Source organism: Halomonas terrestris, assembly GCF_049166755.1.
Classification (GTDB): Bacteria; Pseudomonadota; Gammaproteobacteria; order Pseudomonadales; family Halomonadaceae; genus Halomonas.
Window position 1 is genome coordinate 34,626 of the sequence record NZ_JBMHFZ010000003.1, and the last position, 21,409, is coordinate 56,034.

At 68.5% G+C, this 21,409-nt stretch carries 23 protein-coding genes and 1 tRNA gene; 5 read left to right on the forward strand and 19 right to left on the reverse strand.

The window, feature by feature from the left end:
* Window position 1 precedes the first annotated feature (1 nt).
* From ispG to trmJ, 10 genes are all read right to left on the reverse strand, one after another.
* Complete coding sequence (gene ispG / locus ACOMD9_RS04275; protein WP_421412325.1) at window positions 2–1,117, reverse strand: flavodoxin-dependent (E)-4-hydroxy-3-methylbut-2-enyl-diphosphate synthase; 1,116 nt, start codon at window positions 1,115–1,117, stop codon at window positions 2–4.
* Window positions 1,118–1,127: 10 nt separating this feature from the next.
* Window positions 1,128–2,144 carry a RodZ domain-containing protein gene (locus tag ACOMD9_RS04280; RefSeq protein WP_421412326.1) on the reverse strand — a complete coding sequence of 339 codons (1,017 nt, stop codon included), beginning with the start codon at window positions 2,142–2,144 and terminating at the stop codon, window positions 1,128–1,130.
* Window positions 2,145–2,174: 30 nt separating this feature from the next.
* Complete coding sequence (pilW, locus tag ACOMD9_RS04285) at window positions 2,175–2,921, reverse strand: type IV pilus biogenesis/stability protein PilW (RefSeq protein WP_421412327.1); 747 nt, start codon at window positions 2,919–2,921, stop codon at window positions 2,175–2,177.
* A 123-nt stretch (window positions 2,922–3,044) separates the two neighbouring features.
* Complete coding sequence (gene rlmN / locus ACOMD9_RS04290) at window positions 3,045–4,172, reverse strand: dual-specificity RNA methyltransferase RlmN (RefSeq protein WP_421412328.1); 1,128 nt, start codon at window positions 4,170–4,172, stop codon at window positions 3,045–3,047.
* Between the two features lie 74 nt (window positions 4,173–4,246).
* On the reverse strand, window positions 4,247–4,672 hold the full coding sequence (gene ndk / locus ACOMD9_RS04295; protein WP_421412329.1) for a nucleoside-diphosphate kinase: 426 nt from the start codon (window positions 4,670–4,672) through the stop codon (window positions 4,247–4,249).
* 186 nt (window positions 4,673–4,858) lie between these two features.
* Complete coding sequence (locus tag ACOMD9_RS04300) at window positions 4,859–5,185, reverse strand: HesB/IscA family protein (RefSeq protein WP_421412330.1); 327 nt, start codon at window positions 5,183–5,185, stop codon at window positions 4,859–4,861.
* A 27-nt stretch (window positions 5,186–5,212) separates the two neighbouring features.
* Window positions 5,213–6,370: an aminotransferase class V-fold PLP-dependent enzyme gene (locus tag ACOMD9_RS04305; protein WP_421412331.1), complete on the reverse strand. Its 1,158-nt coding sequence runs from the start codon at window positions 6,368–6,370 to the stop codon at window positions 5,213–5,215.
* Window positions 6,371–6,431: 61 nt separating this feature from the next.
* Window positions 6,432–6,902, reverse strand: coding sequence for an Rrf2 family transcriptional regulator (locus ACOMD9_RS04310; protein WP_421412332.1), 471 nt, complete (start codon window positions 6,900–6,902; stop codon window positions 6,432–6,434).
* A gap of 114 nt (window positions 6,903–7,016) precedes the next feature.
* Window positions 7,017–7,901: a serine O-acetyltransferase gene (gene cysE / locus ACOMD9_RS04315; protein ID WP_421412333.1), complete on the reverse strand. Its 885-nt coding sequence runs from the start codon at window positions 7,899–7,901 to the stop codon at window positions 7,017–7,019.
* An 88-nt stretch (window positions 7,902–7,989) separates the two neighbouring features.
* Window positions 7,990–8,769, reverse strand: coding sequence for a tRNA (cytosine(32)/uridine(32)-2'-O)-methyltransferase TrmJ (gene trmJ, locus ACOMD9_RS04320; protein ID WP_421412334.1), 780 nt, complete (start codon window positions 8,767–8,769; stop codon window positions 7,990–7,992).
* A 158-nt stretch (window positions 8,770–8,927) separates the two neighbouring features.
* Between trmJ and ACOMD9_RS04325 the strand changes: the two genes are divergently transcribed.
* On the forward strand, window positions 8,928–9,722 hold the full coding sequence (locus ACOMD9_RS04325) for an inositol monophosphatase family protein (protein WP_421412335.1): 795 nt from the start codon (window positions 8,928–8,930) through the stop codon (window positions 9,720–9,722).
* A 131-nt stretch (window positions 9,723–9,853) separates the two neighbouring features.
* On the opposite strand, the gene secF is transcribed toward ACOMD9_RS04325, so the two are convergent.
* The 5 genes from secF to queA all read right to left on the reverse strand — a co-directional run bounded on the left by secF (window position 9,854) and on the right by queA (window position 15,450).
* Window positions 9,854–10,780 (reverse strand): protein translocase subunit SecF, encoded by a 927-nt coding sequence (gene secF, locus ACOMD9_RS04330; protein ID WP_421412336.1) that lies wholly within the window; start codon window positions 10,778–10,780, stop codon window positions 9,854–9,856.
* 22 nt (window positions 10,781–10,802) lie between these two features.
* Window positions 10,803–12,653: a protein translocase subunit SecD gene (secD, locus tag ACOMD9_RS04335; RefSeq protein WP_421412337.1), complete on the reverse strand. Its 1,851-nt coding sequence runs from the start codon at window positions 12,651–12,653 to the stop codon at window positions 10,803–10,805.
* Between the two features lie 138 nt (window positions 12,654–12,791).
* Window positions 12,792–13,124, reverse strand: a complete 333-nt coding sequence (yajC, locus tag ACOMD9_RS04340) for a preprotein translocase subunit YajC (protein WP_421412338.1) — start codon at window positions 13,122–13,124, stop codon at window positions 12,792–12,794.
* 118 nt (window positions 13,125–13,242) lie between these two features.
* Window positions 13,243–14,361 (reverse strand): tRNA guanosine(34) transglycosylase Tgt, encoded by a 1,119-nt coding sequence (gene tgt, locus ACOMD9_RS04345; protein WP_465249802.1) that lies wholly within the window; start codon window positions 14,359–14,361, stop codon window positions 13,243–13,245.
* 54 nt (window positions 14,362–14,415) lie between these two features.
* Window positions 14,416–15,450 (reverse strand): tRNA preQ1(34) S-adenosylmethionine ribosyltransferase-isomerase QueA, encoded by a 1,035-nt coding sequence (gene queA, locus ACOMD9_RS04350; protein WP_421412340.1) that lies wholly within the window; start codon window positions 15,448–15,450, stop codon window positions 14,416–14,418.
* A 146-nt stretch (window positions 15,451–15,596) separates the two neighbouring features.
* Between queA and ACOMD9_RS04355 the strand changes: the two genes are divergently transcribed.
* Window positions 15,597–15,683, forward strand: a tRNA-Leu gene (locus ACOMD9_RS04355).
* Between the two features lie 212 nt (window positions 15,684–15,895).
* Here ACOMD9_RS04355 and ACOMD9_RS04360 read toward each other — a convergent pair.
* From ACOMD9_RS04360 to ACOMD9_RS04370, 3 genes are all read right to left on the reverse strand, one after another.
* A complete protein-coding gene (locus ACOMD9_RS04360) occupies window positions 15,896–16,108 on the reverse strand; it encodes a hypothetical protein (RefSeq protein WP_421412341.1) in 213 nt (70 codons plus the stop codon).
* A 280-nt stretch (window positions 16,109–16,388) separates the two neighbouring features.
* Window positions 16,389–17,003, reverse strand: a complete 615-nt coding sequence (locus ACOMD9_RS04365) for an exopolysaccharide biosynthesis protein (RefSeq protein WP_421412342.1) — start codon at window positions 17,001–17,003, stop codon at window positions 16,389–16,391.
* Window positions 16,993–17,154 carry a hypothetical protein gene (locus ACOMD9_RS04370; protein ID WP_421412343.1) on the reverse strand — a complete coding sequence of 54 codons (162 nt, stop codon included), beginning with the start codon at window positions 17,152–17,154 and terminating at the stop codon, window positions 16,993–16,995. Before ACOMD9_RS04370 ends, ACOMD9_RS04365 begins: the two co-directional genes overlap by 11 nt.
* A gap of 200 nt (window positions 17,155–17,354) precedes the next feature.
* Between ACOMD9_RS04370 and rnk the strand changes: the two genes are divergently transcribed.
* The 3 genes from rnk to ACOMD9_RS04385 all read left to right on the forward strand — a co-directional run bounded on the left by rnk (window position 17,355) and on the right by ACOMD9_RS04385 (window position 19,756).
* Entirely contained in the window at window positions 17,355–17,768 is a 414-nt protein-coding gene (gene rnk / locus ACOMD9_RS04375; protein ID WP_421412344.1) for a nucleoside diphosphate kinase regulator, read from the forward strand.
* 22 nt (window positions 17,769–17,790) lie between these two features.
* On the forward strand, window positions 17,791–18,411 hold the full coding sequence (locus ACOMD9_RS04380; protein WP_421412345.1) for a LysE family translocator: 621 nt from the start codon (window positions 17,791–17,793) through the stop codon (window positions 18,409–18,411).
* Between the two features lie 115 nt (window positions 18,412–18,526).
* Window positions 18,527–19,756, forward strand: coding sequence for an EAL domain-containing response regulator (locus ACOMD9_RS04385; RefSeq protein ID WP_421412346.1), 1,230 nt, complete (start codon window positions 18,527–18,529; stop codon window positions 19,754–19,756).
* On the opposite strand, the gene ACOMD9_RS04390 is transcribed toward ACOMD9_RS04385, so the two are convergent.
* A complete protein-coding gene (locus ACOMD9_RS04390) occupies window positions 19,696–21,342 on the reverse strand; it encodes an acyl-CoA dehydrogenase family protein (protein WP_421412347.1) in 1,647 nt (548 codons plus the stop codon). The genes ACOMD9_RS04385 and ACOMD9_RS04390 overlap by 61 nt on opposite strands.
* Between the last annotated feature and the right edge of the window lie 67 nt (window positions 21,343–21,409).

Below are 21,409 nucleotides of genomic sequence, written 5' to 3' on the forward strand. Positions count from 1 at the left end.
ATCAGGCCCCGCGGGCGATCACGTCCTGTTCGGCCTGCTCCTTCTCGCGGACCTTCTCGCGGATCAGCCGCTCCAGGTCGTCGACGAGGTGGTCGTTGCGCAGCTTGGAGGCCGGCTTGCCGTCGATGTAGACGAGGTTGGCGGGCGAGCCGCCGGTGAGGCCGATGTCGCTCTCCTTGGCCTCGCCGGGGCCGTTGACCACGCAGCCGATCACCGAGACGTCCAGCGGGGTCGAGACGTCCTCGAGGCGCTCCTCCAGGGCGTTCATGGTGCCGATGACGTCGAAGTTCTGGCGCGAGCAGCTGGGGCAGGCGATGAAGTTGATGCCCTTCGAGCGCAGGCGCAGGCTCTTGAGCATGTCGAAGCCGACCTTGATCTCCTCGACGGGATCGGCGGCCAGGGACACGCGGATGGTGTCGCCGATGCCGTCCATCAGCAGCAGGCCCAGGCCGATCGACGACTTGACGGTGCCGGAGCGCAGGCCGCCCGCCTCGGTGATGCCCAGGTGCAGCGGCTGCTCGATGCGCGTGGCCAGGTCGCGGTAGGCGGCCACCGCCATGAAGACGTCGGAGGCCTTGACGCTGACCTTGAAGTCCGCGAAGTCGAGGCGGTCCAGGTGGTCGATATGGCGCATGGCGGACTCGACCAGGGCCGCGGGCGTGGGCTCGCCGTACTTCTTCTGCAGGTCCTTCTCCAGCGAGCCGGCATTGACGCCGATGCGGATCGGGATGCCGTTGTCGCGGGCGGCGCTGACCACGGCGCGGACGCGCTCTTCCTTGCCGATGTTGCCGGGGTTGATGCGCAGGCAGTCGACGCCGAGCTCGGCGACGCGCAGGGCGATCCTGTAGTCGAAGTGGATGTCGGCGACCAGCGGCACCTCGACCTCGCGCTTGATGCGGCCGAAGGCCTCGGCGGCGTCCATGTCGGGCACCGAGACGCGCACGATGTCGGCGCCGGCGGCCTCGAGCTGGCGGATCTGGGCCACGGTGGCGGCCACGTCCAGGGTGTCGGTGTTGGTCATGCTCTGGACGGAGATGGGGGCATCGCCCCCGACCGGCACCCTGCCGACATGGATCTGGCGTGACTTGCGGCGAACGATGGGGGATTGTGCGTGCATGGCGACGGAATCATTCTCCCAGGGTGAAGCGGGCGACGTTGTTGGCCCCGGCGCGGGCGACCAGGTCCACGGGTTCGCCGGCCCAGACCAGCTCGACGCCGGTGGCGTTGCCCACGGTCAGGCGGAACGGCGGTTCGCCTTCGACGCTTGCCGTGGTGCCGGGTTCCTGAAGGCCGACGAAGACGCGCTCGTTGTTGGCGTCGAAGATCTCGGTCCAGGACTGCTCGTTGAAGGTCAGTTCCAGGGTTCGCGGGTCGGCGGCCGGTGCCGGCGCCGCCTCGGGGTCGGGCAACCCGGTATCGGTCGCTTCCTCGACCAGTGTCTCCTGCTCGGCATCGTCGGCGGGGCCGCTGCCGGCGGCGATGATATGGGCGGCACCCGGGTCGACCTCGCCGGACGGGGCCTCACCGGCGGCATCGGGGTCCTCGACCAGGCCCAGGTCGCTCTCCTCCTCGGGCAGCGGCGGCAGGGCGTCGGTCTCTGCCGCTGCGTCCGCGGCGGGCGCGTCGTCGGTGGCCGGAGCCTCGCCGCTCTCGGTGATGGTGGTGCTGCCGTCGAGGCTGTCCACCGACACCGGGCCGCTCTCGCTGACGCCGGGAGGCTCGTTGCCGCCGCGGCTCTGCCACCACAGCAGGGTCAGGCCGAGCAGGCCGGCGATCACCAGCAGGGTGACCAGGCGGAACAGCCAGGCGCCGAGGCGTGACGGCGGGCGGGTGACATGCACCGGCGTCACCTTGCGTTCCTGCTCCTCGCCGCCGAAACGCGCCCGGTAGGCTTCCAGTACCGGGCGGTCGTCGATGCCCAGCAGGTGGGCATAGGAGCGCAGGTAGCCACGCCGGTAGGCGGCGACGGGCACCTCCTCGTAGTTGTCCTCCTCCAGCCCCCGGATCACCGCGGGGCGCAGGTTCAGGGACTCGGCGACCTCGTCACGGGACAGGCCCTGCGACTCGCGCTCGCGCTTGAGCTGCTCGCCGGGTGAAGCCGTGGGGGCGATGTCGGCGGCATCGGTGATATGGGTGTCGCTCATGGCTGAGCATCCTTCGTCAAGAATCGGTGGTCAGGGAGCGCCATTGGCAGCGTCCAGTTGCTCGGCATAGAAGGCGGCAGCGGCATGATTGCCCTCGGCCCGGGCGATGTCACGGGCCAGGCGCAGCGCCTCGGGGCTGGTGCCGGCCAGGCGCATGAAGCCCTCGAGCTGGTTCCTGGCGCGTGCATGGTTGCCCTGGGCATGCTCGAGCTCGGCCAGTGTGAAGTAGCTGCGCGCGCTGCGCGGGTCGATCGCCTGGGCCCGCGCCAGGCTGGCGCGGGCCGCCTCGAGGTCGCCGAGTTCACGCTGGCACTGGCCCAGGTTGGCGAACAGCTGGGCCCGGTTGACATACTGGGTATCTCGGGTGGCCTGCTCGAGCTGGTTGCAGGCCTCGCGGATGCGGCCACGATCATACAGGAAGGCCGCGTAGTTGTTGCGTGCCCGGGTGAAGTCGGGGTCGCTGTCGAGGGCGCGCAGGAAGGCCTCCTCGGCGAGATCGCTCTCCCCCTGGCGCTGATGGACCATGGCCATGGCCTGGCGTGCCTCGGCGTCGTCGGGAGAGACCTCGAGGGCTCGGTCGAGGGCACTCATGGCACGTTGCAGGTTGCCTCGCTCGAGGTAGGCCACGCCCAGTCGCGTGTAGGCCTCCGAGGGGCTCTCCGCGCCGCCGCCGGGTGGGCCAGCCGGGGTGGCGCAGCCGGCCAGCCACAGCGTCCCCAGCAGGACGGCGATGGCAGGGGCCTGCGTGAGACCGGGCAAGCGGGGGCGGCGAGTCATGGCATCCTCACGATAGTGGGCACGAAACCACCGGTGACGTGTCGCGAACGATCCGCCGCCGGTGGGAGAAAAGGCCTGTCCATCAAAGCGCCGAGCCCGGTTGAAGTCAAGGTGACCCCCGGTTCAGTCGGCGTCGATCTGGATCGACTGGATGTAGCGCTCGTGGCGGCGGGTGCGGTCCTTGACACGCCCCACCAGCTGGCCGCAGGCGGCGTCGATGTCATCGCCGCGGGTGGTACGGATCGGCGCGGTGTAACCCAGTTCATAGAGCCACTGCTGGAAGCGCATCGTCTGGTTGCGCGACGGCTTTTCATAGCCCGAGTGGGGGAAGGGGTTGAACGGGATCAGGTTGATCTTGCACGGCAGCTCCTCGAGCAGGGCGGCGAGCTGTTCGGCGTGCTCCTGCTGGTCGTTGACGTCCTTGATCAGGGTGTACTCGATGGTGACCATGCGCGTGTCGTCGCACTTGGCCAGATAGCGGTGACAGGCGTCCAGCAGGGTGCGGATGTTGTACTTGCGGTTGAGCGGTACCAGCTCGTTGCGCAACTCGTCGTTGGCGGCATGCAGCGAGATGGCCAGGCTCACGTCGAGCTCGTCGCCGAGGCGGTCGAGCATCGGCACCACCCCGGAGGTGGAGAGGGTGACGCGACGCTTGGAGAGACCGTAGCCGTCGTCGTCGAGCATCAGCTTCATGGCCGGCACGACATTGTCGTAGTTCAGCAGCGGCTCGCCCATGCCCATCATCACCACATTGGTGACCGGGCGGTTGGCGGTGTCCTTGCGCGGCCCCACGCTGCGCTGGGCCACCCACACCTGGCCGATGATCTCGGCGGCGCTGAGGTTGCGCTGGAAGCCCTGCTTGCCGGTGGAGCAGAAGCTGCAGTCCAGCGAACACCCCACCTGGGAGGAGACGCACAGGGTGCGGCGCTTGCCGTTGTCGGCGGGAATCAACACCGTCTCCACGTAGCTGCCGTCCTCGACCTCGAGCACCCACTTGCGGGTGCCGTCACTGGAACTGCCCTCGTAGACCACGGCGGGACCGCGGATCTCGGCCACTTCCGCCAGGCGCGTTCGCAGTGCCTTGGAGAGGTTGGTCATGGCCGCGAAGTCGTCACAGCCCTCGTGGTGGATCCACTTCATCACCTGGGCGGCACGGAACTTCTTCTCGCCGATGGAGAGGAAGAAGGCTTCCAGCTCCTCGCGGGTCATGCCGAGCAGGTTGGTACGTTGGGGTGCGGTGTCAGCGGTCATGGCGGTCAGCGGGTCTGGGGAGGGATACGGCGTGGGAGGCGGGGGCTGGGCCCCCGCCCGCAGGACGGACGCGATCAGCGCGGGCAGATCTCGTCGGCCCCAAAGAAATACGCGATCTCGCGCTCGGCGGACTCGGGGGAGTCGGAGCCATGCACGGCGTTGGCGTCGATGGTCTCGGCGAAGTCGGCGCGGATGGTGCCCGGGGCGGCTTCCTTGGGGTTGGTGGCGCCCATCAGGTCACGGTTCCTGGCGATGGCGTCCTCGCCCTCCAGCACCTGCACCACCACCGGGCCCGAGGTCATGAAGCCGACCAGGTCCTTGAAGAAGGGGCGCTCCTTGTGCTCGGCATAGAAACCGCCGGCCTTGTCGTCATCCAGCTTGAGCATCTTGGCGGCGACGACCTTCAGGCCGGCCTTCTCGAAGCGGGAGATGATCTCGCCGATGGCATTCTTGGCGACGGCATCGGGCTTGATGATGGACAGGGTGCGCTGGGTGGCCATGAGGCGTGTCTCCAGTTGAACAGGGTGGTTGACGTGAGTGTCGATGGATAGCGCCGCGCCGCCCCGGATGCTCCTGAGTCGGGAGCCGGGGGGCGGCGCGGCGAATCGTATGATGCGGCTCGGCGAGATCGCCGACTGGGCGGGAATTATACCGGCAGGTGGCCTCGTTGAACAATCGTCGCCGGCTCAGACGCTGAAGCTCTCGCCGCAGCCGCACTGGTCCTTGACGTTGGGGTTGTTGAAGCGGAAGAAGCGGTTGAGCCCTTCGTTGACGTAGTCCACCTCGCTGCCGTCGAGCATCTCCAGGGCATCGGGCGCGACATAGACGGTCACGCCGTGTTCCTCGAAGGCCACGTCGTCATTGGCCGCCTCGTCGGCGAAGTCGAGTACGTAGCTGTAGCCGGAACAGCCGCTGGGCTTGACCGAGACCCGCAGGCCCAGGCCGTGGCCGCGCTCGTCGAGGACCCGGCGGATCTGGTCGGCGGCAGCGTTGGTGATCGAAAGGTGCGCCATGGTCATTCTCCTGCACGGGATGGATGATCAGATCGCCTGACGGCGAAGGCCCTCCAGGGCATGCGTCAGGGCGTGCAGCGTCTGGTCGATGTCGGCCTCGGTGGTGAAGCGACCGAAGCTGAAGCGTAGCGAGGCCAGCGCCAGCGGGCGCGGCACGCCGATGGCCTTCAGTACATAGGATGGCTCGACGCTCGCCGAGTTGCAGGCCGAGCCGGTGGAGAGGGCGATGTCGCGCAGTGCCATCAGCAGGGACTCGCCGTCGATGCCCTCGAAGGCCAGGTTGAGGATGTTGGGTACCGATACGCTGATGTCGGTGTTGCGGTGCACCCCCCTGCAGCCGGCCAGGCCGTCGAGCAGGCGGTCGCGCAGCCCGGTGATGCGTGCCTGGTCGGCCTCGCCCTCGGCGGCGGCCAGGGCGAAGGCCTCCCCCATGCCGACGATCTGGTGGGTGGCCAGGGTGCCCGAGCGCATGCCGCGCTCGTGGCCGCCGCCATGGATCAGCGCCTCGAGGCGGATGTCGGGGCTGCGCTTCACGTAGAGGGCGCCGATGCCCTTGGGGCCGTAGACCTTGTGGCCGGAGAGTGACATCAGGTCGATGCCGAGGCGTTCGACATCCAGCGGGATGCGGCCGACGGCCTGGGCGGCATCGACGTGGAACACCGCCCCGCCGGCATGGGCGATCCCGGCCATGGCCCCCAGGTCGTGGATGCAGCCCAGCTCGTTGTTCACCGCCATCAGCGAGACCAGCACGGTGTCCGGGCGCATGGCGTCCTGCAGCTGCTCGGGGGCGATGCGGCCGTCGCTGCCGGGCGCCAGCCAGGTGACCTCGAAGCCCTCGGCCTCCAGGGCATGGGCGGTGTCCACCACCGCCTTGTGCTCGACGGTGGAGGTCACCAGGTGGCGTCCCCGCGCCCGATTGGCGCGCATGAAGCCGATGAGCGCCAGGTTGTCGGCCTCCGTGGCGCCGCTGGTCCAGACGATCTCGCGGGGGTCGGCCCCGATCAGGTCGGCGACCTGGCGGCGGGCGCCCTCGACGGCCTGCTCCGCCTGCCAGCCGAGCATGTGGCTGCGCGAGGCGGGATTGGCGAAGATGCCGTCCAGGGTCAGGTAACGGCTCATCACCTCGGCGACTCGCGGGTCGACGGGGGTGGTGGCGGCGTAATCGAGGTAGACGGTCTTGGTCATGGGTACGGGGGTGAGCTCATGGGCTGGCAGTGGTAAGGGTTCGGCAACGGGGTCCGGTGCCTCAGGGCGACGACGCGAGGATGCCGTCGTCGTCCAGCCGGCGGCGCTGGCGGCGGGCGATGCCCTGCACTTCCCCGCGTTCGGCCAGTTGTCCCAGGGTAATGCCTTCGAGGAAGCCGTGGATATGGTCCGACAGCTCGCACCACAGGTGGTGGGTCAGGCAGGTACTACCCTGCTGGCAGTCGGAGAGCCCGCCACAGCGGGTCGTGTCCACCGACTCGTTGACCGCGTCGATCACCCGGGCCACCGAGATGCTCTCCGGCGCCATGGCCAGCAGGTAGCCACCGCCGGGGCCGCGAACGCTGCGCACCAGCCGCGCCCGGCGCAGGCGAGCGAACAGCTGCTCGAGATAGGAGAGCGAGATCTCCTGCCGCCGCGAGATGTCGGCGAGACAGATCGGGCCCTCGTCGGCATTCATGGCCAGGTCGAGCATGGCGGTGACGGCGTAGCGTCCCTTGGTGGTCAGGCGCATGCGGATCGATACCTCGGCGCCGACACTGGAGTCGGGGGTCGTTGGATCGGGGCGTCTCCCGTCGAGGAAACGTCATGGGCGAGCAGGCATTATGGTAAAGACCGAGTGCCGTGGTCAACCATTGCCCTTCTGCTTCTCGGGTCGGACATCGCTCTCGTCGCCCTCCCGCGGCTCCCCGTCGTCCCGCTTTTCCGGGTCGAGGGGCGGGCAACCGCTGTCCGCATCGTCAAGGATATCGGCGAAGTCCTCGTCGCGCAGCTCGGGCAGGCTGCCGTCGCGGTAGCTGGCGTCGAGCTTGCGCAGGGTGCCACACATGCGCTCGATGCGCTCGTCCACGGCGTGCATGTGGTCGAGCATGGCCTGGATCGAGCGGGCCACCGGGTCGGGCATGTCCTGGCTGATGCCGTAGGCATCGAAGCCGAACTTGCGCCTCATCGCCTCGCGCCGCGCCGGGTCGACCTCGAGCTCCTCGACGACATCCGGGTCGGGGCGCTTGACGATCTTGCCGGGAATGCCGACCACGGTGGCGCCGGCGGGCACCTCCTTGGTGACCACGGCGTTGGAGCCGATCTTGGCGCCGGTCCCCACGGTGAAGGGGCCGAGTATCTTGGCACCGGCGCCGACGATCACGCCGTCCTCGAGGGTCGGGTGGCGCTTGCCCTTGTTCCAGCTGGTGCCGCCGAGGGTCACCCCCTGGTAGAGGGTGACGTCGTCGCCGACCTCGGCGGTCTCGCCGATCACCACACCCATGCCGTGGTCGATGAAGAAGCGCCGGCCGATGGAGGCGCCGGGATGGATCTCGACACCGGTCAGCCAGCGGGAGAAGCTCGAGAGGGTGCGGGCCAGCCACTTGAGGCGCCGTTGCCACATCCAGTGGGCGAGCCGGTGCAGCAGGAGGGCGTGCAGCCCCGGGTAGTTGGTCAGCACTTCCAGGAAGTTGCGCGCCGCGGGGTCGCGGGCGAATACGCTGTTGATGTCCTCGCGCAGACGTTGAAACATGCAGCTGTCCTTGGGTGGCGGAGGGGCGCTGCCCATGGCACGGCAGTCACCGGAAGTTCCTCCATATTGGGGGCGCCTGCCGGCGGCTTCAAGCCGGAGGGTCGGGCTCGCCGCTTCCGGCCGGCTTCTCGCCAGTCGCCTGCTTCTCGGTAGCGGTGAGGATACCCCTCAGGATGTTGAGCTCCATGCGCTCGGGGCGCGAGCGCAGGGTCAGCCGACGCAGCCGCGGCATCAGCTGGCGCGGCATGGCCGGGTCGTGGAAGCCGATGGCGATCAGGGTGCGCTCCAGATGGGCGAAATAGTGCTCCAGTTCCTCGTGGCTGGCCAGCGGCTGGGGGGTGTCCGCGTCGCTCCGGTGGCTCGTCTCCTGGGTGGCCAGCCAGGCCAGGCGGCTCTCGTAGGCCAGCACCTGGACGGCGGCGGCCAGGTTCAGCGAGCTGAACTCCGGGTTGGTCGGGATATGCACATGGGCATGGCAGCGCTGCAGCTCGGCGTTGGAGAGGCCGCTGTCCTCGCGTCCGAAGATCAGGGCGATACGCGACTCGGGCCCGGCCAGCTCCTCGGTCAGCCGCCCGCCCAGCTCGCGGGGCGTGATCATCGGCCAGGGCAGGGTGCGCGAGCGGGCGCTGGCACCCACCACCAGGGTGCAGTCGGCCACTGCCTGCTCCAGGGTTTCGACCGTGCGGGCGCCGTGGACGATGTGATCGGCGCCCGAGGCCCGCGAGACGGTGTCGGCGGTGAGCGGCTCGCAGCGCGGCGCCACCAGGGCCAGGTCCTCGAGCCCCATGTTGTGCATGGCGCGGGCGGTGCCGCCGATGTTGCCGGGGTGGCTGGTGCCGATCAGGACGATACGAATGCGCTCGAGCATGGTGGAACCTGCGTCGCCTTGAGGAGAAACGGGGCGCAGAGTCTAGCATGCCGCCCGCCAGGATGGCGCCCATCGCCTCCTTCTGCTAGGATTCGCGCCGACAGGTTCCCCGAACCATCCCCCGTTCTTTAACACCACCGACTCCCCAAGGCCCGATCATGCATCCGATGGTCCAATTCGCGTTGCGCGCCGCGCGCAGCGCCGGCGAACAGTTCCTGCGCATCCGCGAGCGCATCGAGAACGCCCACGAAGAGCACAACCTCGACCGTCTGCTCGAGGACGCCGCCCGCAACGCCGAGACGCTAATCGTCCGTCAGCTCGCCCGCGGCTACCCCCAGCACGGCGTCAGCGGCCGCTTCACGCCCCATCGCGGCGGTGAGGGCGAGGGGGAGGACGTGCTGTGGAAGATCGAACCCTTCCACGGCTACTCCAACCTGACCGTCGCCGCCCCCGGCTTCGCCCTGTCGGTGGTCTGCCTGGTCAAGGGCCGTGCGGAGCACGCGGTGGTGATCTGCCCCTTCAGCGACGACGAATACCTGGCCAGCCGTGGCCGCGGTGCCCAGCTCAACGGCAAGCGCATCCGCGTGCCGAAGACCATCGCCATCGGTGGTTCGCGGGTCGCCATGGGCCTGCCCGAGACCTGGCTGCGCCCGCGTCACCTGCCCGCCTACCTCACCCTGGTACAGCAGCTGGGGCCGCAGGTCGAGGTGCTGCGTGCCTCCGGCAGTGGCCTGCTCGACCTGGCCGAGCTGGCCGCCGGGCGTGCCGACGCCGCCTTCGTCCTCGGCCTCGAGGAGCAGGACCTGCAGGTCGGCACCCTGCTGCTCAAGGAGGCCGGTGCCCTGATGGGCACCCCGGACGGCCAGCCGTCGGTGGAGGTCGAGGGCCAGCTGATGGCCGCCGGGCCGCGTCTCTACAAGGCGTTGGTTCAGCAGCTCAAGCCGCACTTCTGAGCTTGAAGCTGTAAGCCTGAAGCTAGAAGAAAAGCGCCCCCGCAGCCTTGCTGCGGGGGCGCTTTCGATTGGAGTCTACCTTCCAGCTTCCAGCTTCCAGCTTCCAGCTTCCAGCTTCCAGCTTCCAGCTTTCAGGGCAGCATCTCTTCCTCGTCGTCCGCCTCCTTGGGCGGCGGGATCAGGTCCTCGCGCTGCAGCTTCACCGCGAGCAGCAGCGCGGCGGCCACGTAGATGGAGGAGAAGGTCCCCACCACCACGCCGAGGATCAGGGCGATCGAGAAGTAGTGGATCATGTCGCCGCCCAGCAGCAGCAGTGCCATCAGCACCAGCAGGGTGGTCCCGGATGTTGCCAGGGTGCGCGACAGGGTCATGTTGATCGCTTCGTTGAAGATCGCCGGCATGTCGTCGATGCGCGACTTGCGGATCGTCTCGCGGATGCGGTCGTAGACCACGATGGTGTCGTTCAGCGAGTAGCCGATCACCGCCAGCAGGGCCGCCAGCACGGTGAGGTCGAAGTCGAGCTGGAACAGCGAGAAGATGCCGACCACGATGATCACGTCGTGCATCAGGGCCAGCAGGGCGCCGATGGCGAACTTGTACTGGAAGCGGAAGGCGACGTAGAGCATCACGATGCCCAGTGCCACCAGCAGGCCGAGGCCACTGCGGTCGCGGAGCTGCTCGCCGACCTGGGCACCCACGAACTCGGCACGCACCAGTTCCACGCTGTCGCCGCTGTCGCGCAGCAGCGAGACCACGCGGTCGCCCACCTCGGGGTCGAAGGCCTGTTGCAGGCGGATCAAGACCTCGGTGGAGGCACCGAAGGTCTGCACCGAGACATCGCGGAAGTTGGCCTCCTCGAGGATCTGCCGCACCGCGTCCAGGGAGGGCGCCACGCCGTAGCGGACCTCGACCAGGGTGCCGCCGGTGAAGTCCAGCCCCAGATTGAGCTGCTGGAACAGCAGCGAGACGATCGACGCCAGGATCAGCACCGCCGACATCGCGAAGGCGATGCGGCGCTTGCCCATGAAGTCGAACTGTCGATTGACGAGGGTTTTCATGACCACCTCAGTTGTGAGTGCATCAGATCCAGAGCTTCTTGACCGGCTTGCCGCCGTAGGTCAGGTTCACCAGCGCGCGGGTCACCAGCAGCGCGGTGAACAGCGAGGTGATGATCCCCAGCGACAGGGTCACGGCGAAGCCCTTGACCGGTCCCGTGCCGATCGAGAACAGGATCACCGCCACCAGCAGGGTGGTGATGTTGGCGTCGATGATCGAGGTGAAGGCGCGTTCGTAGCCGGCCGTGATGGCCTGCTGCACCGATAGCCCACCACGCAGCTCCTCGCGTATGCGCTCGAAGATCAGCACGTTGGCGTCCACCGCCATGCCCAGCGTGAGCACGATGCCGGCGATGCCGGGCAGGGTCAGGGTGGCGCCGAGCAGCGACATGGCCGCCACCAGCAGGGTCAGGTTGAGCGCCAGGGCGAGGTTGGCGATCACGCCGAACACCTTGTAGCGCACCAGCATGAAGAGCACCACCAGCAGCAGGCCGATCTGCACCGACATCACGCCGCGCTCGATGTTCTCGGCGCCCAGGCTCGGCCCGATGGTACGCTCCTGCACGAAATAGATGGGGGCCGCCAGCGAGCCGGAACGCAGCAGCAGGGCCAGGTCGGCCGCCTCGGTGGGCGAGTCGAGCCCGGTGATGCGGAAGCTGTTGCCCAGGGCGCTCTGGATGGTGGCCAGGCTGATGATGCCGCGCTCGGTGTAGGGCTCGCGGACGGTCACCTCTTCGCCATCCTCCAGCACCACCCGGTCGCGGGTCTTGTGCTCGATGAACAGCACCGCCATGTTGCGGCCGATGTTGGTCCGGGTGGCCCGGTTCATCAGGGTGCCGCCGGTGCCGTCCAGGTTGATGTTGACCTGGGGGCGACCGTTCTCGTCGAAGCTGCGGCTGGCGCTGGAGACGCTGTCACCGGTGATGATCACGTCGCGCATCAGGTCGGCACGGCGCGACTCGTCGTTGCGGAACGTGAAGGCCTCGGTCTCGTTGTCGGGGGTGTCCGGGCGCGCCTCGAGGCGGAACTCCAGGTTGGCGGTGGCCCCCACCACGCGCTTGGCCGCCACGGTGTCCTGCACGCCGGGCAGCTCCACCACGATGCGATCCGGCCCCTGGCGCTGGACCATGGGCTCGGCCACGCCCAGCTCGTCGACCCGGTTGCGCAGGGTCGTGAGGTTCTGGTTGATGGCGTAGTCCTGGAGTTCGTTGACCGCCTGCTCGGTCATGGTCATGACCAGCTGGGCGCCGCGACCCTCGCCTTCGCTGGCATAGTCGAAATCGGGGAACTCGCGGCTGATCAGCCGCCGTGCCGCATCCCGGTCGTCGGCGTTGGTGAAGGTGAGGGTCAGGGTGCGCCCGTCGATGTCGGTATCGCGGTAGCGGATGCGCTCGCCGCGCAGCTGTTCGCGCATGGCGCTGGCATTGACCTCGAGGCGCTGCTCGAGGGCCGCGTCCATGTCCACTTCCAGCAGGAAGTGCACGCCGCCGCGAAGGTCCAGGCCCAGGGTCATGGGCGAGGCGGAGAGCGATTGCAGCCAGGCAGGGGTCGACTCGGCCAGGTTGAGGGCCACGACATAGTCATCGCCGAGCATGGTGGCGATGCGGTCGCGGGCATTGATCTGGTCGTCGGCGTCATCGAGGCGGATCAGCAGCCGGTTGTCCTCGCTCTCGATGGCCTTGATCTCGATGCCGGCCTCGCGCAGGGACGCCTGGATCTGCTCGAGCTGACGTGCATCGACGGTCGCGTCGCCACGGGCGCTGCTGACCTGTACCGCCGGGTCTTCGGGGAAGAGGTTGGGCAGCGAATAGACCAGGCCGCCGATGAGTACGACAAGTATCAGCAGATACTTCCACAGGGGGTAACGGTTGAGCATGCGGGCCCTGCCCTTGGTTGCTGACAATAGGAGGCTGACGGAGTGACGTCATGGCCACCGGCGAGTTCCGCTGCGGTGGCCGAGGGCGGCCTTGCCGGGTGCGGGGAGGGGGCATCCGGCAGGCCGAGAGGGCCCGGGTCAGATGGACTTGATGGTGCCCTTGGGCAGCACGGCAGCCACGGCATTCTTCTGCACGTTGACCTCGGTGCCATCCGCGACCTCCATGCGGATGAACTCGCTGTCGTCGCTCACCTTGGTGATGCGGCCCAGCATGCCGCCGCCGATGACGATCTCGTCACCCTTGGAGAGGTTGCCGATCAGCTGCTTGTGCTGCTTGGCCCGCTTGGCCTGGGGGCGCCACAGCAGGAAGTAGAAGATCAGCACGAAGCCGACCAGCATGACGATCTGGGCCATGCCGCTGCCGGCAGCTGCGTCCTGGGCGTAGGCCGGTGAGATGAAGAAGTCCAGCATCGAAGTGCGTCTCCTGCGTTGTCGTTAAACGGTTGTCTGAATCGGATTGTCCGAGAAGGTCTTGGGACTGGCGTCGCTGGCCGGCATCGGGGGTCATGCCCGCTTCACCGGCCAGGCATCAATTCGGAGCGGGAGGTACCGGGAGCCCGCGCTGCGCATAGAAGCCTTCCACGAAGTCCGCCAATGTACCCGCTTCGATGGCACCGCGCAAACCGGCCATCAGGCGCTGATAGTGGCGCAGATTGTGGATGGTGTTGAGCATCGAGCCGAGCATTTCCCCGCAGCGATCGAGGTGGTGCAGGTAGGCCCGCGAGAAGTGCTGGCAGGTGTAGCAGTCGCAGCCTTCCTCCAGCGGGCGGGTGTCGTGGCGGTGCTTGGCATTGCGGATCTTCACCGTCCCTTCGGCGGTGAAGAGGTGGCCGTTGCGGGCGTTGCGGGTGGGCATCACGCAGTCGAACATGTCGATGCCGCGGCGCACCCCCTCCACCAGGTCCTCGGGCTTGCCCACGCCCATCAGGTAGCGCGGCATCTCCTCGGGCATCCAGGTGGGGAGGTAGTCGAGCACCCGGATCATCTCCTCCTTGGGCTCGCCCACGGAGAGGCCGCCGATGGCGAGGCCGTCGAAGCCGATCTCGAGCAGCCCCGCCAGCGAGCGTTCGCGCAGCGCCGGGTACATGCCGCCCTGGATGATGCCGAACAGCGCCGAGGGCGAGTCGCCGTGGGCCTCGCGGGAACGGCTTGCCCAGCGCAGCGAGCGCTGCATGGAGAACTCGGCTTCCTTCTCGGTGGCCGGGTAGGGGGTGCACTCGTCGAAGATCATCACCACGTCGGAGCCCAGCGAGCGCTGCACCGCCATCGACTCCTCGGGGCCCATGAACACCTTGGCGCCGTCCACCGGCGAGCGGAAGTGCACGCCCTGCTCGGTGATCTTGCGCATGGCCCCCAGCGAGAAGACCTGGAAGCCGCCGGAGTCGGTGAGGATCGGCCTGTTCCACTGGGCGAAGTCGTGCAGGTCGCCGTGGGCCTCGATCACCTCCATGCCGGGGCGCAGCCACAGGTGGAAGGTGTTGCCGAGGATGATCTCGGCGCCGATCTCCTTCACCGAGGCCGGGGTCATGCCCTTGACGGTGCCGTAGGTGCCCACCGGCATGAAGGCGGGGGTCTCGACGGTGCCCCGGGGGAAGGTGAGGCGACCGCGACGGGCCCGGCCGTCGCTGGCCAGCCGCTCGAAGGACATGAAGCATTCATTACGCATGGGCATCTCGATATCGAACTCGGCGCGTCTGGGGTATCAGGAACTCTTGCGGGTCAGGAACATCGCATCGCCGTAGCTGAAGAAGGCATAGCGCTCGCTCACTGCCTCGCGGTAGGCGGCCATCACATTGTCGAAACCGGCGAAGGACGACACCAGCATCAGCAGGGTCGACTCCGGCAGGTGGAAGTTGGTGATCAGGGCATCGACGCAGCGCCACTGGTAACCCGGGTAGATGAAGATGTCGGTCTCGCCGCTGAAGGGAGCGATCTCGCCGTCGGGGCTCGTGGCGCTCTCCAGGCAGCGCACGCTGGTGGTGCCCACCGCGATGACGCGGTTGCCACGGGCGCGCGCGGCGAGCACCTGCGCGCACACCGTCTCGTTCACCTCGATCCACTCGCTGTGCATGCGGTGCTCGCGGATGTCGTCGGCGCGCACCGGCTGGAAGGTGCCGGCGCCCACGTGCAGGGTGACGAAGGCGCTCTCCACCCCCTTCTCGGCCAGGGCCTCGAGCAGCGGTTCGTCGAAGTGCAGGCCGGCGGTCGGGGCGGCCACGGCGCCGTCGCGGCGGGCGTAGACGGTCTGGTAGCGCTCCCGGTCGGCGAGCTCGTCCTCGCGGGTGATGTAGGGCGGCAGCGGCATATGGCCGTGCTGCTCCAGCAGCTGGACCAGGGGGGTATCCCCCAGGAAGCGCAGCTCGAACAGGGCCTCGCGACGGTCTTCCACCACGGCGTGGATATCGCCCTCGAAGATCAGCTCGGTGCCCGGCTTCGGCGACTTGCTCGAACGCAGGTGGGCCAGGCCCCGGTGGGCGTCCAGCGGGCGCTCGAGCAGCATCTCCACCTTGCCGCCGCTGGCCTTGTGGCCGTGGAGTCGTGCCGGGATCACCCGGGTGTCGTTGAACACCAGCAGGTCGCCGGGATCGAGCAGCTCCAGCAGGTCGGGAAAGCGGCGGTGGGCCCGAGCGCCGGTGGCGCCATCGACGCACAGCAGGCGGCAGTCGCTGCGTTGTTCGGAGGGATAACGGGCGATCAGCTCGTCGGGAAGCTCGTAGTGGAAATCGGCGCGCTGCATGCGGATCGGAGGCTCGGGTAGGGCGGAGGTTGACGAGGCGACGGCGGGTGGACCGTCTGGACAAGCCGCCTAGGATACCGTTTCGCGCGCGCGAAGTCAGGCACCCGATTGACCTGTTCGCACCGCCACGTATAATGCCACGCGCTGCCGGCGTGGCGGAATTGGTAGACGCAGCGGATTCAAAATCCGCCGGGTGCAAGCCCTTGTCGGTTCGAGTCCGACCGCCGGTACCACTTGGAAAACAGTCGCTTGCGAGCGGCTGTTCGTGTTTCTACCCCTCCCTTTTCCGTGCCTGGTCGCATCGTGCCGTGGCTGCCGGGTGGCGATCCCGCCCCGCCGCCGTCGCACAGGCTCGTGTTGCGGTCCGTGGCCAGCTTGTCGGAGTGCCCCGGCTGGCCGCTCGGCGAATCGCGATCCTGGGTGCCATGAGCCTGCCTCGCTGCGGTCAGGCGGCATGCCGGCTGAAGACGGCCATGGCCTCGTCCAGGCTCGTGGCCACCGCATCCCACGGCAGCGGCGATCCGGCGAGGTGGCAGTGGTAGAGCGCGTCGCCATCGATCTCGATACGGTGGATATCGTTGCCCTGATCATCCTGCCACCAGTCGGCATGGACGTGCTGCCAGTTGGGAGTGAGCGGGGCGGCGAAGGTGATGTTCATGATGGCTGTCCCTCCTCGAGCAACCTGTGCGGGGCGCCGGTTCAGGGTGCTCTCCAGATTCGCAGGTGAGGCACTTGCAACCCTTGCCGGGGAAGCAGGGATCGCGCCTGCACCTGGATGGTGTCCCTATCCTCAGGCTAGTAGAAAAACGCTGTTTGTAAACACCGTTCCCTAATCCCGTCATCTTCGCCCGCTCGAGTGGGCAGGATCGCCGTGAGCCGTTCCCCGATAGCAGGGTGGGGTGCGCCCCAGGCGTCCTCGCCATGCCTCTCCCGCGGCGTCAGACGATGGCGTTGGCCACCACGACCAGGGTGCCGGCCGTCAGCAGGTAGCCCAGCAGGGCCAGCAGGCCGTCATTGGCGAGCAGCGCCAGGCCGAACAGGGTCAGTGCCAGCCCGGCGCCATTGGCGGTGAAGGGCACCAGTTCCATGGGCGGCATGGCCAGAGCGATCAGCAGGCAGGTCAGGGCCGCGGGAAGGTGGGCGGGCGGTCGGGTCAGCCAGGTGAGCCGCGGCTTGAGCAGGCGGTCGACCCAGCGGGCCGGGCGCTGCATCCAGTCGGTGACCTGCACGAAGCGCTTGCGATCGAGACGCCGTTGCAGCAGCCAGGCCGGCAGCCAGACATGCTCACGCCCGGCCAGAAGCTGGCCGGCCGAGAGCAGCACCAGGAGGGCCATCAGGGTGGGGACGCCGGGGATGGCGCTCACCACCGGGGCCAGGGTAATCAGCCCGGCGAGCAGCAGGAAGGGGGCGAAGGAGCGCCGGCCCACGCTGTCGAGCACCGCATCCAGGCTGACGCTCTCTTCCCGCCTGCCGGCCTGCTGCACGCATGCCAGCAGCCCGCTCAGGTCCACCGGGTCCCCGTGCGGGGTTGCCCCGGCCTTGTCAGGGTCCATCCGGCCTCCGCCCCCTTGTCCAGAGCAGTATCACGCCCAGCACGATCAGTGCGACGCCCACGAAGGCCGCGGGGTTGGTGGTCATCCAGCCGAAGACCACCAGGACGAGGCCGAGCAGCATCAGGGCGAGGGCGAAGGTCCGGACATTCATCGGGAGTTTCCTGTGTGGGTGTGCCGACAGTGTAACGCTGCCTCCTGCGGCTGTGCAGTCACCCGGGGCTGTCCCTGTTGGTCGGAATGGCGTAATGTAGAGGTGATCACAGTCCTTCGCCCACTCGCGGGTGGAGGGCTGTTTTTCGTTGGTTGACCAGCACAGCGTCAAGTTACCGTTGATCGGTCCAAGGAGTTCCCATGTCGTCGCGTCCCCCCATCATCATCAATCGTCTCGATGCCGAGCGCCTCCAGCGTCTCATCGACGACGCCAGCGACAAGGACCGCTTCGTGGCTGACTCCCTCGAGGAGGAGCTCGAGCGCGGCGAGGTCATCGACCCGGAGGACATCCCCGAGGACGTCGTCAGCATGAACAGCCGTGTGCAGTTCACCGACCTGACCCGCAATCGCCAGATGATCCGAACCCTGGTCTACCCGCACTCGCTCGCCGGCACCGAGGACGGCATCTCGGTGATGGCCCCGGTGGGGGCCGGGCTGATCGGCCTGCGTATCGGCGACATCATCGACTGGCCCCTGCCCGATGGCAGTGAGGCCAGGCTGCGTATCGACGCCATCCTCTGGCAGCCGGAGCGCGAGAAGCAGTTCCACCGCTGAGGGGCCGAGGGAGTTACCCGACATGCCGTTTTCACTCTGGATCTCACTGGTGGCCGTCTGTGCCATGGGAGCCATGTCGCCGGGCCCCAGCCTGGCGCTGGTCCTGCGCCACACCCTGGGTGGCGGACGGGCGCCGGGCGTGGCGGCGGCGGTCTCCCATGCCCTCGGGGTCGGCTTCTATGCGCTGCTGACCGTCTGGGGGCTGGGGGCGCTGGTCGTGCGCTTTCCGCCGCTGTTCCAGGCGATCACCTGGGCCGGGGCCGGCTACCTGGCCTGGCTGGGCATCAAGGCGCTGCGTGCCGGGCGTGCGGGTGCCCTCGAGGCAACTGCCATGGCCACCACCCAGCGCCAGGCGGCCCGCGAGGGCGTGCTGGTGGCGCTGGGCAACCCCAAGCTGATCCTGTTCTTCATCGCCCTGCTCAGCCAGTTCGTCACGCCGGAGATGAGCCTCGTGGCGAAGGCCGTCATCGTGCTCACGGCGATGATCATCGATGGTGGCTGGTACGTGCTGGTGGCAGTGAGCCTGTCGCACTCCCGGGTACTGCCCTGGCTGCAGGTCCGCGCCCACTGGATCAACCGCATCACCGGGGTGCTGCTGCTGGCGCTGGCCCTGCGCGTGCTGGCCGGCCCGATCGCCGGCTGACCTCCCGTGCAGGCACGGTCGAAGCAAACGTTGACGCAGCGCAGCGTTTGGCGGGTGTGGCCGCAGGACCCGGGTGCTACCCTCAAGGCTGTTGTCCGAGCGGAACTCCTTGCCGATGAACGAGCTGACCAATGATACGCGGGCGCTGGCGATGGTCCTGGATACCGATCCGGACGTGGCCGCCGTGCTGTCGCTCCAGCTGCACGTTCTCGGCCTTGAAAGCCGTTACTACCGCCAGTCGAGCCTGTTGCTCGAGGAGATGGTGGTCTGCCGGCCGCAGCTGGTGATCATGGCGCTGGAGTTCGCCGACCATGACGGCATCGCCCTGCTGCGCCGGCTTGCCGAGCTCGACTTCCAGGGGCGGGTGCTGCTGCTCAGCGGGGTGGAGCGCAAGATCTCGCGTATCGCCGAGCGGGTCGGCCGGACCCTGGGCCTGCAGATGCTCGGTTCGCTGGAGAAGCCGATGCGTCTGGCCGAGCTGCGCCAGCGCCTCGGCAACCTGCGCGTCGGTCGCCAGCCTCCCGCGGAGGTGGAGGGGGACCCGGTGTTCAGTGCCGAGGAACTCGACCAGGCCCTCGAACGACGCGAGCTCACCGTGCACTACCAGCCCCAGTTCGAGCTCTCCTCGGGGCGCCTCAGCGGTGTCGAGGCCCTGGTGCGCTGGGCCCATCCCGAGATGGGGCTGATCGGCCCGGCCAGTTTCCTGCCGCTGCTCACGCCCGCCCAGAGCAAGCGCCTGACCTGCCACGTGCTCTGCCAGGCGATGGTCGATGCCGAGCAGTGGGGGCAGATGGGGCTGATGCTGTCCCTGTCGGTCAACGTCACCGCCGACGACCTGATGAGCGACGACCTGCTGTCACTGATGCAGCATCGTGCGCCGGGCGAATCGCCACTGGTGGTGCTGGAGATCACCGAGACCGCTGCCATGGACGACGAGCTGCTGGGCAGCGAGGTCGCCGCGCGCCTGCACCTCAATGGCATGGAGGTGTCGGTGGACGACTTCGGCGTGGGGTTCTCGTCGCTCTCGCGGCTCCAGGTGCTGCCGATCAGCGAACTCAAGGTCGACCGCAGCTTCGTGCGCTACCTGCACGAGGAGTCCCAGGACGCCGCCATCGTCGAGGCGGTGGCACTGCTCGGCCGTCGCCTGGGCATCCGGGTGGTGGCCGAGGGGGTCGAGGAGCTGGCCAGCCTGGCGCTGCTGGAGCGGTACGGCTGTACCCATGTGCAGGGCTTCGGCCTGTCGCGGCCGGTGCCGGCCGAGGCGATCCCCGAGCTGGCGCGACTTCAGCTGCCCACCCTGTCCAGTATCGTCGACAGCGGTGCGTCGCTGGGCAGCACCCCGTAGGCCGCTCCGACCTCGCCGCCGAGCCGTGAGCGGCAGAAGGTCGCGGCCACCTCGCTCGGGGCATGGCGCAACAGCAGTGCCGCCTGCAGGCACTGGGCGAGGCGCTGGGCGAGCCAGCGTGCCCGTGGCTCGAGCGCTTCCGGCGGCAGGGCGAGTTCGCGTTCCAGCCCGGCCAGGGCGCGGTCGAAATCGGCCTGCTCCCCTTGCGCCTCGGCGAGCTCCGCCCGCAGTGCCGCCACCGACTCCGGATGGCGCGCGAGCACCCGCAGCAGGTCGAGACAGATCACGTTGCCCGACCCTTCCCAGATCGAGTTCACCGGCGCTTCCCGGTAGAGCCGTGCCAGCGGCGACTCCTCCACGTAGCCGATGCCCCCCAGGCACTCCATGGCCTCGGCCATGAAGCCCGGCCCCCGCTTGTTGTGCCAGTACTTGGCCAGCGTCGGCAGCACCCGGGCCAGGGCGCGCTCGTGCTCCTGGTCCATGCCGTCGAAGGCCCTCGCCGCACGCATCACCAGGGCCAGCCCGGCCTCCACCTCCAGCGCCAGGTCGGCGATCACCTGCCGCATCAGTGGCTGCTCGGCCAGGACTCGGCCGAAGGCGTGACGCTCGCGCACATGGCGCCACGCCTCGCCGAGGGCCTGGCGCATCATGCCCACCGGAGCGGTGGCGGCATCCAGCCGGGTCTGCTGGACCATGGCCAGGATGGTGGCGATGCCCCGGCCGGGCTCGCCCACCGCCTGGGCCCAGGCGCCGCGGTACTCGATTTCCGCCGAGGCGTTGGCACGGTTGCCGCACTTCTCCTTGAGCCGCTGCAGTTCCACGGCATTGCGTTGCCCGTCGGGCGTGAAGCGCGGCACCAGGAAGCAGCTCAGGCCGTCGTCGTCGCGTGCCAGGGTGAGGAAGGCGTCGGACATGGGAGCGCTGCAGAACCACTTGTGGCCGGTCAGCCGCCAGTCCTCGTCGTCGCGCTCGGCCTGGGTGGTATTGCGGCGCACGTCGCTGCCACCCTGCTTCTCGGTCATCGCCATGCCGAAGGTCAGCCCGCTCTTGTCCACTGCCGGCAGGGGGCGGGGGTCGTAGTCCCAGGCCAGCAGCCCGGGGGCCCAGCGCGTCTCCACGGCGGGTGATTGGCGCAGCACCGGCATGGCGGCATGGGTCATGGTGATCGGGCAGCAGAAACCGGGCTCGGCCTGGGTCAGCAGGTAGAGGGCGGCGACATGGGCCTGGTGGCCGCCGCGGCCCTCTTCCTGCCAGGCCACGGCATGCCAGCCATGGTCGATGGCCAGGTGCATCAGCTCGTGGTAGGCGGGGTGGTAGCGGACCTCGTCGAGGCGCCGGCCATGGCGGTCGAAGAGACGCAGCTCGGGGGGGTGGCGGTTGGCCGTCTCGCCCAGTGCCTGGACCCGGGCGCTGCCCGCCTCCCGGCCCAGGGCGGCGAGGCGCCTGGCGACCCAGTCGGGGGCCTCCCGGGCCAGGGCCTCCTGCAGCGGCAGGTCGGTGGCAAGCAGGTCCCGGTCCCCGTCGGGGGTGGGCTGGTTGGTCACCTCGTGGGTGGCCAGGTGCGTGCGTGGGGCGTGGTCGGACATCGGCGAGAGCTCCGTGGTGCCTGCCTCCTCGGAGCATGGTGGCCCGGTGGCGTCCGGTCAACGCGCG

Bases quoted from the DNA above. Each gene is read 5' to 3' on its own strand.
- ACOMD9_RS04390 (WP_421412347.1), bottom strand. From the start codon at position 21,342: ATGTCCGACCACGCCCCACGCACGCACCTGGCCACCCACGAGGTGACC.
- ACOMD9_RS04300 (WP_421412330.1), bottom strand. From the start codon at position 5,185: ATGGCGCACCTTTCGATCACCAACGCTGCCGCCGACCAGATCCGCCGG.
- ACOMD9_RS04280 (WP_421412326.1), bottom strand. From the start codon at position 2,144: ATGAGCGACACCCATATCACCGATGCCGCCGACATCGCCCCCACGGCT.
- trmJ (WP_421412334.1), bottom strand. From the start codon at position 8,769: ATGCTCGAGCGCATTCGTATCGTCCTGATCGGCACCAGCCACCCCGGC.
- ACOMD9_RS04305 (WP_421412331.1), bottom strand. From the start codon at position 6,370: ATGACCAAGACCGTCTACCTCGATTACGCCGCCACCACCCCCGTCGAC.
- rnk (WP_421412344.1), top strand. From the start codon at position 17,355: ATGTCGTCGCGTCCCCCCATCATCATCAATCGTCTCGATGCCGAGCGC.
- ACOMD9_RS04370 (WP_421412343.1), bottom strand. From the start codon at position 17,154: ATGAATGTCCGGACCTTCGCCCTCGCCCTGATGCTGCTCGGCCTCGTC.
- ispG (WP_421412325.1), bottom strand. From the start codon at position 1,117: ATGCACGCACAATCCCCCATCGTTCGCCGCAAGTCACGCCAGATCCAT.
- secD (WP_421412337.1), bottom strand. From the start codon at position 12,653: ATGCTCAACCGTTACCCCCTGTGGAAGTATCTGCTGATACTTGTCGTA.
- ndk (WP_421412329.1), bottom strand. From the start codon at position 4,672: ATGGCCACCCAGCGCACCCTGTCCATCATCAAGCCCGATGCCGTCGCC.
- tgt (WP_465249802.1), bottom strand. From the start codon at position 14,361: ATGTCCTTCGAGCGGCTGGCCAGCGACGGCCGGGCCCGTCGCGGTCGC.
- yajC (WP_421412338.1), bottom strand. From the start codon at position 13,124: ATGCTGGACTTCTTCATCTCACCGGCCTACGCCCAGGACGCAGCTGCC.
- ACOMD9_RS04325 (WP_421412335.1), top strand. From the start codon at position 8,928: ATGCATCCGATGGTCCAATTCGCGTTGCGCGCCGCGCGCAGCGCCGGC.
- ACOMD9_RS04385 (WP_421412346.1), top strand. From the start codon at position 18,527: ATGAACGAGCTGACCAATGATACGCGGGCGCTGGCGATGGTCCTGGAT.
- cysE (WP_421412333.1), bottom strand. From the start codon at position 7,901: ATGTTTCAACGTCTGCGCGAGGACATCAACAGCGTATTCGCCCGCGAC.
- rlmN (WP_421412328.1), bottom strand. From the start codon at position 4,172: ATGACCGCTGACACCGCACCCCAACGTACCAACCTGCTCGGCATGACC.
- pilW (WP_421412327.1), bottom strand. From the start codon at position 2,921: ATGACTCGCCGCCCCCGCTTGCCCGGTCTCACGCAGGCCCCTGCCATC.
- secF (WP_421412336.1), bottom strand. From the start codon at position 10,780: ATGAAAACCCTCGTCAATCGACAGTTCGACTTCATGGGCAAGCGCCGC.
- ACOMD9_RS04310 (WP_421412332.1), bottom strand. From the start codon at position 6,902: ATGCGCCTGACCACCAAGGGACGCTACGCCGTCACCGCCATGCTCGAC.
- ACOMD9_RS04380 (WP_421412345.1), top strand. From the start codon at position 17,791: ATGCCGTTTTCACTCTGGATCTCACTGGTGGCCGTCTGTGCCATGGGA.
- queA (WP_421412340.1), bottom strand. From the start codon at position 15,450: ATGCAGCGCGCCGATTTCCACTACGAGCTTCCCGACGAGCTGATCGCC.
- ACOMD9_RS04360 (WP_421412341.1), bottom strand. From the start codon at position 16,108: ATGAACATCACCTTCGCCGCCCCGCTCACTCCCAACTGGCAGCACGTC.
- ACOMD9_RS04365 (WP_421412342.1), bottom strand. From the start codon at position 17,003: ATGGACCCTGACAAGGCCGGGGCAACCCCGCACGGGGACCCGGTGGAC.